Below are 12,335 nucleotides of genomic sequence, written 5' to 3' on the forward strand. Positions count from 1 at the left end.
ACGTGACGCAACCAGTGATCGCAACAGAGCAAGAGAAGTCCGAGTCCGGGACCGCCGCCGGCGTCCCCGCCGCGCCGGAGCCCGCCGTGCTGGTCCTCGAGGACGGCCGCATCTTCCGCGGCCGCAGCTACGGCGCCACCGGCACCGCCCTCGGCGAGGCCGTCTTCGCCACCGGCATGACCGGCTACCAGGAGACCATCACGGATCCCTCCTACGCCCGCCAGCTCGTGGTGCAGACCGCGCCGCACATCGGCAACACCGGCGTCAACAAGGACGACGCCGAGTCCCGCCGCATCTGGGTGGCCGGTTATGTCGTCCGCGACGCCGCCCGCCGCCCGTCCAACTGGCGCTCCGAGCGGAGCCTGGACGAGGAGCTCACCGAGCAGGGCGTCGTCGGCATCCAGGGGGTGGACACCCGCGCCATCACCCGCCACCTGCGCGAACACAAGACCATGCGCGCCGGCATCTTCTCCGGCGACGCCGCCCGCGCCACGGACAAGGAACTGGTCGACGCCGTCCTCGCCAGCGCCCCCATGGAAGGCTCCCGCCTGGCCGAAGAGGTCAGCGTCGACGAGGCTTACACGGTCGAGCCCGCCGACTGGGGCTGGGAAGGCGAGCCGCGGTTCACCATCGCCGCAATCGACCTTGGCATCAAGCGCATGACCCCCATCCGGTTCGCCGAGCGCGGCGTCCGCGTCCACGTCCTGCCGGCCACCGCCACCCTGGAGGACGTCAAGGCCGTCAACCCCGACGGCGTGTTCATGTCCAACGGTCCCGGCGACCCCGCCACAGCCGACACCCAGGTGGGCCTGCTCCGCTCCGTGCTGGACGCCAAGCTGCCCTACTTCGGCATCTGCTTCGGCAACCAGATCCTCGGCCGTGCGCTGGGCTTCGGCACGTACAAGCTGCGCTACGGCCACCGCGGGATCAACCAGCCGGTCATGGACCGCGCCACCGGCAAGGTCGAGATCACCTCGCAGAACCACGGCTTCGCCGTCGACGCCCCGCTGGCGGGCGACACGGTGGCCCCCGAGGAGCGCTTCGGCCGCGTCCAGGTCAGCCACGTCAGCCTCAACGACGACGTCGTCGAGGGCCTGAACTGCCTGGACATCCCCGCCTTCTCGGTCCAGTACCACCCCGAGGCGGCCTCCGGCCCGCACGACGCCGCCTACCTCTTCGACCGCTTCATCGACCTGATGGAGAGCACGAAGACCGCGGCCGCGAACGCCGGCACCACGACCTCCACCGACTCCAAGACTGAGGACAAGAAGTAATGCCCAAGAGAACTGACCTGAAGAGCGTCCTGGTCATCGGTTCCGGCCCGATCGTGATCGGCCAGGCGGCCGAATTCGACTACTCCGGCACCCAGGCACTGCGCGTCCTCAAGGACGAAGGCCTGCGCGTCATCCTCGTCAACTCCAACCCGGCCACCATCATGACCGACCCGGAGTTCGCCGACGCCACCTACATCGAACCGATCACCCCCGAGGTGGTCGAGAAGATCATCGCCAAGGAACGCCCCGACGCCGTCCTGCCCACCCTGGGCGGCCAGACCGCGCTGAACACCGCGATCGCCCTGGACAAGAACGGCGTCCTGGAGAAGTACAACGTCGAACTGATCGGCGCCAACATTGCCGCGATCGAACTCGGCGAAGACCGGGAAAAGTTCAAGGGCGTCGTGGAGCGCTGCGGCGCCGAATCGGCCCGCAGCCACATCATCCACACCATCGATGAGGCCCTCACGGCCGCCGAAGACCTGGGCTACCCGATGGTGGTCCGGCCCTCCTTCACCATGGGCGGCCTCGGCTCCGGCCTCGCCTACGACGAGGGCGACCTGCGCCGCATCGTCGGCCAGGGCCTGCAGTACAGCCCCACCACCGAGGTGCTGCTCGAAGAGAGCATCCTCGGCTGGAAGGAGTACGAGCTCGAGATGATGCGCGACAAGAACGACAACGTCGTGGTGGTCTGCTCGATCGAGAACTTCGACCCGGTGGGCGTCCACACCGGCGACTCCATCACCGTCGCCCCGGCCCTGACCCTGACCGACCGCGAGTACCAGCGGCTGCGCGACATCGCGATCGCCGTCATCCGCGAGGTCGGCGTCGACACCGGCGGCTGCAACATCCAGTTCGCCGTCGAACCCGACACCGGCCGCGTCGTCGTCATCGAGATGAACCCGCGCGTCTCCCGCTCCTCGGCCCTGGCCTCCAAGGCCACCGGCTTCGCGATCGCCAAGATCGCCACCAAGCTCTCGCTCGGCTACACCCTGGACGAGATCCCGAACGACATCACGCAGAAGACCCCGGCGTCCTTCGAGCCGACCCTGGACTACGTCGTCGTCAAGGTCCCGCGCTTCGCGTTCGAGAAGTTCCCGGCCGCGGACCCCACCCTGACCACCACCATGAAGTCCGTGGGCGAGGCCATGGCGATGGGCCGCAACTTCACCGAGGCCCTGCAGAAGGCCCTCCGCTCCCTGGAGCAGAAGGGTTCGCAGCTGGACTTCACCCCGGTCCCGGAGTGGGAGGTTGCGGAACTGGTCGAGAAGGCCAAGCGCCCCACCACCGACCGCCTGCACCAGGTCCAGCGCGCCCTGCTGGGCGGCGCCACGGTGGAGCAGCTCTTCGAGGCCACCAAGATCGACCCGTGGTACCTGGACCAGCTGCAGCTGCTCAACGAGATCTCCCTCGAGATCCGCCAGTCCACCGCCCTGACCAAGGAGATGCTGCAGCGCGCCAAGCGGCACGGCTTCTCCGACGCCCAGATCGGCGCCCTGACGCACAACCCGGAGGCCGTGGTCCGCGGCGTCCGGCAGGCCCTGGACATCCGCCCGGTGTACAAGACCGTGGACACCTGCGCCGCCGAGTTCGCCGCGTACACCCCGTACCACTACTCCTCCTACGACGAGGAAGACGAGGTTGCGCTGCACGCCAAGCCCTCCATCATCATCCTCGGCTCCGGTCCGAACCGGATCGGCCAGGGCATCGAGTTCGACTACTCCTGCGTCCACGCCTCGATGGCGCTGCGCAAGGCCGGCTACGAGACCGTGATGGTCAACTGCAACCCGGAGACCGTGTCCACCGACTACGACATCTCCACCCGGCTCTACTTCGAACCGCTGACCCTCGAGGACGTCCTCGAGGTCATCGCGGCCGAGGAACGCACCGGCGGCGTCATGGGCGTCTTCGTCCAGCTCGGCGGCCAGACCCCGCTCAAGCTCGCCCAGCAGCTTGCCGACGCCGGCGTGCCGATCCTCGGCACCTCCCCGGAGGCGATCGACCTGGCCGAGCACCGCGGCGCCTTCTCCCGCGTCCTCGACGAGGCCGGCCTGATCGCCCCGAAGAACGGCACCGCCGTGTCCTTCGAGGACGCCAAGAAGATCGCCGACGAAATCGGCTACCCGGTCCTGGTCCGCCCGTCCTACGTCCTGGGCGGCCGCGGCATGGAGATCGTCTACGACGAGGCCAACCTCTCCCGCTACATCGCCAACGCCACCGAGATCACCCCGGACCACCCGGTGCTGATCGACCGGTTCCTTGAGGACGCCGTCGAGATCGACGTCGACGCCCTCTTCGACGGCAAGGACCTGTACCTCGGCGGCATCATGGAGCACATCGAAGAGGCCGGCATCCACTCCGGCGACTCCGCCTGTGTGCTGCCCCCGATCACCCTGGGCAACAACGTGATCGACCGGGTCCGGACCGCCACCCGGGCCATCGCCGAGGGCGTGGGCGTCCGCGGCCTGATCAACATCCAGTTCGCCCTCGCCTCCGACGTGCTCTACGTGCTCGAGGCGAACCCGCGCGCGTCCCGCACCGTGCCGTTCGTCTCCAAGGCCACCGGTGTGCAGATGGCCAAGGCCGCGGCGCTGATCGGCGCCGGAGTCACCATCAACCAGCTCCGCAGCGCCTATAAGATGCTGCCGGAGTCCGGTGACGGCTCCACCCTGCCGCTGGACGCCCCCGTCGCCGTCAAGGAAGCCGTGCTGCCGTTCAGCCGGTTCCGGACCCCAGAGGGCAAGGTGGTCGACTCTCTGCTCGGCCCGGAAATGCGCTCCACCGGCGAGGTCATGGGCATCGACAAGCACTTCGACACCGCCTTCGCCAAGAGCCAGGCCGGGGCCAACAACGCCCTTCCCACCGAGGGCAAGGTGTTCGTCTCCGTCGCCAACCGGGACAAGCGCGCCGTCATCATGGCGGTCAAGCGCCTCTCCGACCTCGGCTTCGAGATCGTCTCCACCGGCGGCACGGCCGACGTGCTGCGCCGCAACGGCCTGCAGGCCACCCCGGTCCGCAAGGTCGCCGAGGGCAGCAGCGCCGAGGGTGAAGGGACCATCGCAGACTTGATCGTCGCCGGCGAGATCGACATGGTCTTCAACACCCCATCCGGTGGCGAGGCCCGCAGCGACGGCTACGAGATCCGCGCCGCCGCGACGTCCATCGGCATCCCCTGCATCACGACCGTGGCCGAGTTCAACGCCGCGGTGCAGGCGATCGAGGCGATGCGGACCTACGAATGGTCCGTCACCAGCCTGCAGGAGCACGCCGCTGCCCTCGCCGAATCGCAGGAAGCCGCCCGGACCGCGGCGCAGCATGCCTGAGCAGGGCACGGACACCACGGCCGGCCGGGAGTCCTTCGGCTCCCGGCTGGGCCGGGCCATGGCCGTGCGCGGCCCGCTCTGCGTCGGTATTGACCCGCACCCGGCGCTGCTGAGCGCCTGGGGCCTGAACGACGACGCCGCCGGTGTCGAACGCTTCTCGCTCACCGTGCTCGAGGCCGTGGGTCCGCTCGCCGCCGCGGTGAAGCCGCAGGTGGCGCTCTACGAACGGCACGGCTCCGCCGGCATGGCCGTGTTGGAACGCACCCTCACCGAATGCACCGCCGGGGGAGTGCTCAGCATCGCCGACGCCAAGCGCGGCGACATCGGCTCCACCATGGCCGCCTACGCCGACGCGTGGCTGCGGGACGGCTCGGCCCTGGCCGCCGACTCCGTCACCCTCAGCCCCTACCTGGGCTTCGAATCCCTGCGCCCGGCCCTGGACCTCGCGGCCCAGGCCGGCCGCGGCGTCTTCGTCCTGGCCCTGACCTCCAACCCGGAAGGCGCCTCCGTGCAGCACGTGGGCGGGGCGGACTCCGTGGCCCGGCGGATCGTCACCGCCGCGGCCGGGGAAAACCGGCGCTACGACGGCGCCATGGGCTCCGTGGGCCTCGTCGTCGGCGCCACCGTCGGCTCGGCCCTGACCGACCTCGGCCTGGACCTGGAGGCCGTCCGCGGCCCCATCCTGGCCCCCGGCCTGGGCGCCCAGGGAGCCACTCCCGCCGACCTCAAGCGGACCTTCGGGGCCGCCTACGGGCAGGTCCTCGGCACCTCCAGCCGGGACATCCTGGCCGCCGGTCCGGACACCGCCGGCCTGCGTGCCGCGGCCCAGCGTACCCTCGACGGGCTGCGGACCGCCTGACACCGGGCTGAACCGCTCCCGTGCGGGTTAAGGGGGCTGTGAGGCCGGGGTCCTCCATTGCGTTCCGACGCTGCCAAAGGGTAGGTTCGGGAACAGCTACGCAGGGAGGACCCCAGTGAGTTTGCGACCCCTCACGCCGCAGGAGCGTGCCGATGCCCTGCGCAAGGCTGCCGCCGCCCGGGTCACCCGGGCCGAGGCCAAGGAGCGGCTGAAGTCGGGCCGGCTGTCCATCACCGAACTGCTCGGCGCCGCGGAGACGGACGAGGCGGTGGCCCGCATGCGGGTGGTGGAACTGCTCGAGGCCCTGCCCGGCATCGGCCAGGTCCGTGCCGCGGCGATCATGGAGCGGCTCGGCATCGCGGCCTCCCGCCGGGTGCGGGGGCTGGGAATCCACCAACGCGCCGCGCTGGTAGATTTTATAGACGAGAAGCAGCCCCGTTCGAAATAAAGCACCGCTAAAGGAATATGTGAGCAAGAAACCCGGACTGACAGTCCTCGCCGGACCGACCGCCGTCGGCAAAGGCACCGTGTCCACCTACATCCGGGACAACTACCCCGGCGTCTGGCTCTCGGTCTCCGCCACCACCCGCGAACCGCGTCCGGGCGAACAGGACGGCGTGCACTACTTCTTCAAGACCGCCGACGAGTTCGACGAGCTGGTGGAGAAGGGCGAACTGCTGGAATGGGCCGTGGTGCACGGCCGCAACCGCTACGGCACCCTCCGCTCCACCGTCGACGCCGCCATCGCCGAGGGACGCTCCGTCCTCCTCGAGATCGACCTGCAGGGCGCGCGCCAGGTCAAGCAGGCCGTCCCGGACGCACAGTTCGTCTTCCTGGCCCCGCCGAGCTGGGACGAAATGGTCCGCCGCCTGGTGGGCCGCGGCACGGAATCCGCGGAAGAACAGCAGCAAAGGCTGGAAACCGCTAAACTAGAACTTGCTGCTGAACCGGAGTTTGACCACACCGTGGTCAACGACGACGTTCGCCGTGCAGCTGACGAGCTTGTTTCACTCATGGGGCTGACCCCGAACCCGTAACCTCGGCCACGGGACGTATCGGCCCGTAAGAATTTGGAGAATTCGTGTCCACGAACCTTGAAGGCATCATCAACCCGCCGATCGACGAACTGCTGAAGGCAGCCGACTCGAAGTACGGCCTGGTGATCTTCGGTGCCAAGCGTGCCCGCCAGATCAACGCCTACTACGCTCAGCTGCACGAGGGCCTCTTCGAGTACGTCGGCCCGCTGGTCGACACCAAGCTGAACGAGAAGTCGCTGTCCATCGCCCTGCGCGAGATCAACGAAGGCAAGCTCGTTTCCACGCCGATCGAGGCCGCCGCAGAGTAAATGCTCTGCTGCCTGACGGAGGTCACGTGCGCATAGTCCTCGGAGTCGGGGGAGGGATCGCCGCCTACAAGGCGGCATCGCTCCTCCGGCTTTTTACTGAAGCCGGTCATGACGTCACCGTCATCCCCACCGACGCCTCCACCCGGTTCGTGGGGGTTGCTACCTGGGAGGCCCTCTCCGGGCACCCGGTGAGCAACAGCGTCTTCGACGACGTGCACACCGTCAACCACGTCCGGCTCGGCCACGAGGCGGAGCTGATCGTGGTGGCGCCGGCGACGGCGGACCTGCTGGCCCGCGCCGCCACCGGGCAGGCCAACGACCTGCTCACCAACACGCTGTTGATGGCCGGCGGGCCGGTCCTGATGGCCCCCGCCATGCACACCGAGATGTGGCGCCACCAGGCCACGCAGGCGAACGTCGAGACCCTGCGCTCCCGCGGCATCACCGTTCTCGAGCCCGACTCGGGTCGCCTCACCGGCGCCGACTCCGGCCCCGGCCGGCTGCCCGAACCCGCCGCGATCTTCGCCGCCGCCATGGCGCTGGCCGAATCCTCCGGCAGCCCCGACGCCCCGGAGCGTGCTGCGGCCCCCGGCCCTGCCGGCCCCACGGCTGCCGGCCCCGGGCCGCTGGCCGGCACCAGGGTCACCATCAGTGCCGGCGGTACCCGTGAACCACTGGACCCGGTCCGCTTCCTCGGCAACCGCTCCTCCGGCAAGCAGGGCGTGGCCCTCGCCGCCGCGGCCCGCGACGCCGGCGCGAAGGTCCGGTTGGTCGCCGCGCACATGGACGTCCCCGCGCCCGAGGGGGTCGACGTCGTCCGCGTGGAAACCGCACTGGAACTCCGGCAGGCCGCCCTGCGCGCCTCCGCCGAGTCGGACGTCATCATCATGGCCGCCGCCGTCGCCGATTTCCGCCCGGCCGAAACCTCCGGGACCAAGATCAAGAAGCGCGACGACACCGCCGACCCGGTCATCACCCTGGTCCGCAACCCGGACATCCTCAAGGAACTGGTGGAGGTCCGCGACACCGCATCCCGCAACCAGCTGATTGTGGGCTTCGCCGCCGAGACCGGCGACGCCGACGGCGGGGTCCTCGAGTACGCCGAGGCCAAGTTGCGGCGCAAGGGCTGCGACCTCCTGGTGGTCAACCAGGTGGGCCGCGATGAGGTCTTCGGCCAGGACACCAATTCCGTAGTCATCCTTGCCCGCTCCGGCTCCGAACCCCAAGAGGCGTCGGGCAGCAAGTCCGATGTCGCTGCTGCCGTGATCGACCGCGTCAGCGCCGAGCTGAGCCGGGTGCAACCGCCCGCCTGACACCCGGCGTTAGCAAGGTCTCCCTCACCGGAGGTCACGCGCCGCTGTATGCCCGTTCCCAACCAGTAAGGTAGTTGAGTGACTTTACCGCTGCACATCCCAGACTTTCACGGGTCCACGCCCGCCTCGCTCCGGCTCTTCACCTCCGAGTCCGTGACGGAGGGACACCCGGACAAGATCTGTGACCAGATCAGCGATGCCATCCTCGACGCCCTGCTGGCCAAGGACCCTGAGTCCCGGGTCGCCGTCGAAACCCTCGCCACCACCGGCCTGGTCCACGTTGCCGGCGAGGTGACCACCGACGCGTACGTCGAGATCCCGCAGATCGTCCGCGAGACGATCCTGGGCATCGGCTACGACTCCTCCGCCAACGGCTTCGACGGCGCCCGCTGCGGCGTGTCCGTCTCCATTGGCCAGCAGTCCAACGACATCGCCGGCGGCGTCTTCAACTCCATCGAGGCCCGCGAAGGCCGCCAGGAGGACGACTATGACCTCCAGGGCGCCGGCGACCAGGGCCTCATGTTCGGCTACGCCAGCGACGAGACCCCCTCCTACATGCCGGTCCCGATCTGGCTGGCGCACCGGCTCTCCGAACGCCTCACCGAGGTCCGCAAGTCCGGCCAGCTGGACTACCTGCGCCCCGACGGCAAGACCCAGGTCACCGTGGGCTACGACGGCGACCGCCCGGTCTCGCTCGAGACCGTCGTGATCTCCAGCCAGCACGCCGAGGGCGCCAGCCTTGACCAGCTCCGGGCCGACCTCGCCGAGCAGGTGGTGAACCCGGTGATGGCCATGTCCAACCTGGACACCTCCCGCTCGCGCAACATCCTCAACCCCGCCGGCGCCTTCGTGATCGGCGGCCCGGTGGGCGACGCCGGCCTGACCGGCCGCAAGATCATCGTCGACACCTACGGCGGCATGGCCCGCCACGGTGGCGGCGCCTTCTCCGGCAAGGATCCGTCGAAGGTGGACCGCTCCGCGGCCTACGCCATGCGCTGGGTGGCGAAGAACGTGGTGGCCGCCGGCCTGGCCCGCCGTGCCGAGATCCAGATCGCCTACGCGATCGGCCAGGCCCGCCCCGTGGGCACCTACGTGGAAACCTTCGGCACCGAGACCGTGGACCCGGCGCGCATCAGCGAGGCGATCTCCGAGATCTTCGACCTGCGCCCGCGCGCCATCATCGACGCCCTCGACCTCAAGCGCCCGATCTACGCCAAGACCGCCGCGCACGGCCACTTCGGCCGCGACGAACCGGACTTCACCTGGGAGCGGCTGGACCGCGTGGACGCGCTGAAGGCCTTCTTCAACGCCTGATTCCACATCGTCAGAGCTCTGTGATGTGCTGTAGCCAGGCCGCCAACCGGCGGCCTGGCTACATGCTTTAACCGGCCCTGTCGGCCGGGCCCGCAGCCTTTGAATGCCGTTGTGTCGGCCGAAGCACCTGGGAAAGGAGAGAGACCCGTGAGCGAGCCACGCCGCGCCCCCGCGCCGGAAGAACCCTTCCAGCTCTCCCTCCTGCAGGGCTTCCCGGCCTCCGCCGCCGCGGCGGGTCCCGCCCTGGCCGCCGAACTTCCCGTGGCACGGGTGCAGTTGGAGAGCTTCCTGCCGCACCTGGACCGGCCCTTTGACTACAGCGTGCCCGCGGACCTGGACGCGGCGGCCCGGCCCGGCGTGCGGGTGAAGGTCAAGTTTGGCGGGCAGGAGCTTGGCGGCTTCCTGCTGGAACGCGTAGCCGCCTCCGATGCCGGGCATGCGCTGGTGCCGCTGCACAAGGTGGTTTCCCCGGTGCCCGTGCTGACTCCCGGGGTGGCAGCGCTGGCGGAGCGCGTTGCGGCCCGCTACGCCGGCACCGTCAGTGACGTCCTGCGCGTTGCCGTGCCGCCGCGGATGGCGAGGCTGGAGAAGGAATTTGCCCCCGGCGGCGACCTGGACCCGGCTCTGTTTACCGAACCCCTGCCCGAAGATGCCGGGACTGAGGCACTCCCGCCGGACACGGCGGCCCCGGCGGCAGTTCTGCCGCCCTCGGGCTGGTCCGCCTACCGCAACGGCGGTGCGTTCCTGCAGCACCTGGGCGCGGGGGAGTCGCCCCGTGCGGTGCTCTCGGCACTGCAAGGCTTCGGCCCCGCGGCGTGGCCCCGGCTGATCGCCGAAGCCGTCGCGGCCGTGCGCCGCTCGGGCCGGGGCGCCGTCGTCGTCGTTCCCGACTACCGGGACCTGGACCGGGTGGAGGAGGCGCTCCTGGAGCTGCTGCCCGCCGCGGACGTGGCGCGGCTGACCGCCGACGACGGGCCCACCCCGCGCTACCGGAACTTCCTGCGGGTGCTCAGCGGGGCGGCAGGCGTCGTGGTCGGGACGCGGTCGGCCGCCTACGCCCCGGTGCACCGCCTCGGACTGGTGGTCTGCTGGGACGACGGGGACGACCTGCACATCGAACAACGGGCGCCGTACGCCCATGCGCGCGAGGTGCTCCTGCTGCGGGCGGTGCACGAAGGGGCGGCCTGCCTACTCGCCGGGCACGCCCGTAGCACGGAGACCCAGCGGCTGGTGGAGTCCGGCTGGGCACTTCCCGTCGAAGCGGACCGCACCGTGGTGCGCCGGACCGTGCCGCGTGTGGTGAATACCGCGGACAGCTTCGAGCAGGAGCGCGACCCGCTGGCCCGGATCGCCCGTCTCCCCGGCGCGGCATGGCGTGCGGCGAAGGAGGGCCTGGAACGCGGACCGGTACTGGTGCAGGTGGCCCGCGCCGGGTATGCGCCGTCGCTGGCGTGTGAGCGCTGCCGCGAACCGGCCCGCTGCACCGCCTGCAACGGCCCGCTGGCCATCAACGGACCCGCCGGCAGCGGCGCCGTCCCGGTCTGCCGCTGGTGCTCCACCGCGGCGGGTCATTGGCGGTGTGCCACCTGCAACGGCACTCAGCTCCGCCGGGGCGCCACCGGGGCGCTCCGGACCGCGGAGGAACTGGGCCGCGCTTTCCCCGGCAAACCCGTGCTGAACTCGTCCGGTGACCGGGTCCTGGCCACCGTCCCGGACACCAAGGCCCTCGTGGTCGCCACCGTGGGAGCCGAGCCCGTGGCGGCGGGCGGATACGCCGCCGCGCTACTGCTGGACGGAGATTCCCTGCTGCGCCGCGAGAACCTCAGGGCGGGCGAGGACGCCGTGCGCCGCTGGTTCAATGCCGCCGCCCTGGTCCGGCCCGCCGCCGATGGCGGCCTGGTGGTGATCACCGCCGACGACGCCGCGGGCGTGGGTGCGCTGCTGCGTTGGGATCCCGCCGGTTATGCCGGCCGGGAACTCGGACTCCGGCAGGAACTGTCGCTGCCCCCGGCGGTGCGGGTCGCGTCCCTGACCGGACCAAGGACGGCGGTCGGGCATTTCACCTCCGCCGTCGAGGCCGGCCTCGCGTCGCGGGGCATCACGCTGCGGACCGCCGGACCGGCGCCGCTTCCCGGCTCCGGATTTCCGGCGCCGGGGGTGCCGGGTGCGGGGATTCCGGGTGCCGGTGGGCCGGGTGTCCAGGCCGGCGGCGCGTCCCGCGGCGAAGACGTCCGGACGCTGCTGTTCATTCCGTACGCCCAGGCAGCCGAAGTGACTAAGGCGCTGCGGGCCGTTAAGGCGGCCGCCGCGGCCAAGCGAAGCGACGACCCGGTGCAGGTCCGGCTCGACGGCGTGGACGTGCTGTAGATGGCGCCGATCCATGGCCCGGACGCCGTTGCCGCGGCGCTGCGTGACCTTGCCGCGGCCGAGAAGGTTGAGGACGGGACGGAGCGTTGGTTCCGAAGCGTGTGGAGGGCGGAGCAGCACCCCCTGGCGGCAGATGTGTGGGTTTTTTCGCCCGACTACTTGAGACTCCTCGTGGTGGATCATCCCTGGCGAGGGCTGGTACCGCCAGGCGGGAAGGTGAAACCGGGGGAGACCTCCCGTGAGGGCGCCGTACGGGAGTTGGCCGAGGAGACCGGGCTCGTCCTTGAGGTCGCCGCGGTCCCGGCCTTCGCTGCTGTCCGGTCCTACCGGGACGACTGGCCGCCGACGCTGAACCTCTCCTACTGGTCGATAACCAGCCCTGGGACGGCCCGCCTCGTTCCGGAGGCGGACCAACCCGCCCTGTGGGTTGACGTCGGCAGCGCTTGGAGGACTTACCACGCCAACGACGCGCAGGTGATCTCGGGATTTGCGGAACGGAAGCGTCGAGAACGGCGAGACCTTTAGGCAGACGCCTCGGCT

At 70.2% G+C, this 12,335-nt stretch carries 10 protein-coding genes; all 10 read left to right on the forward strand.

Annotation, left to right across the window (positions count from 1 at the left end):
- Nucleotides 1-86: 86 nt before the first annotated feature.
- The 10 genes from carA (at nucleotide 87) to ACFVY3_RS05230 (ending at nucleotide 12,320) form a co-directional block, all read left to right on the forward strand.
- Nucleotides 87-1,274, forward strand: coding sequence for a glutamine-hydrolyzing carbamoyl-phosphate synthase small subunit (gene carA, locus ACFVY3_RS05185; protein WP_400159062.1), 1,188 nt, complete (start codon nucleotides 87-89; stop codon nucleotides 1,272-1,274).
- Nucleotides 1,274-4,597: a carbamoyl-phosphate synthase large subunit gene (gene carB / locus ACFVY3_RS05190; protein ID WP_364135519.1), complete on the forward strand. Its 3,324-nt coding sequence runs from the start codon at nucleotides 1,274-1,276 to the stop codon at nucleotides 4,595-4,597. The genes carA and carB overlap by 1 nt, the downstream gene beginning before the upstream one ends.
- Complete coding sequence (gene pyrF, locus ACFVY3_RS05195) at nucleotides 4,590-5,456, forward strand: orotidine-5'-phosphate decarboxylase (protein WP_400158977.1); 867 nt, start codon at nucleotides 4,590-4,592, stop codon at nucleotides 5,454-5,456. Before carB ends, pyrF begins: the two co-directional genes overlap by 8 nt.
- A 115-nt stretch (nucleotides 5,457-5,571) precedes the next feature.
- Nucleotides 5,572-5,904, forward strand: a complete 333-nt coding sequence (gene mihF, locus ACFVY3_RS05200; RefSeq protein WP_290257751.1) for an integration host factor, actinobacterial type — start codon at nucleotides 5,572-5,574, stop codon at nucleotides 5,902-5,904.
- A gap of 19 nt (nucleotides 5,905-5,923) precedes the next feature.
- Nucleotides 5,924-6,493, forward strand: coding sequence for a guanylate kinase (gene gmk / locus ACFVY3_RS05205; RefSeq protein WP_400158978.1), 570 nt, complete (start codon nucleotides 5,924-5,926; stop codon nucleotides 6,491-6,493).
- Between the two features lie 44 nt (nucleotides 6,494-6,537).
- Nucleotides 6,538-6,801 carry a DNA-directed RNA polymerase subunit omega gene (rpoZ, locus tag ACFVY3_RS05210; RefSeq protein WP_138769242.1) on the forward strand — a complete coding sequence of 88 codons (264 nt, stop codon included), beginning with the start codon at nucleotides 6,538-6,540 and terminating at the stop codon, nucleotides 6,799-6,801.
- A gap of 26 nt (nucleotides 6,802-6,827) precedes the next feature.
- Nucleotides 6,828-8,114 carry a bifunctional phosphopantothenoylcysteine decarboxylase/phosphopantothenate synthase gene (locus tag ACFVY3_RS05215; protein WP_400158979.1) on the forward strand — a complete coding sequence of 429 codons (1,287 nt, stop codon included), beginning with the start codon at nucleotides 6,828-6,830 and terminating at the stop codon, nucleotides 8,112-8,114.
- Between the two features lie 78 nt (nucleotides 8,115-8,192).
- Nucleotides 8,193-9,428, forward strand: coding sequence for a methionine adenosyltransferase (gene metK, locus ACFVY3_RS05220; protein ID WP_290257755.1), 1,236 nt, complete (start codon nucleotides 8,193-8,195; stop codon nucleotides 9,426-9,428).
- 147 nt (nucleotides 9,429-9,575) lie between these two features.
- Nucleotides 9,576-11,795 carry a primosomal protein N' gene (locus tag ACFVY3_RS05225; protein ID WP_400158980.1) on the forward strand — a complete coding sequence of 740 codons (2,220 nt, stop codon included), beginning with the start codon at nucleotides 9,576-9,578 and terminating at the stop codon, nucleotides 11,793-11,795.
- Nucleotides 11,796-12,320 (forward strand): NUDIX domain-containing protein, encoded by a 525-nt coding sequence (locus ACFVY3_RS05230; RefSeq protein ID WP_400158981.1) that lies wholly within the window; start codon nucleotides 11,796-11,798, stop codon nucleotides 12,318-12,320.
- Nucleotides 12,321-12,335: the final 15 nt, after the last annotated feature.

It is taken from the genome of Arthrobacter sp. BPSS-3 (genome assembly GCF_044628475.1).
Lineage (GTDB): Bacteria > Actinomycetota > Actinomycetes > Actinomycetales > Micrococcaceae > Arthrobacter.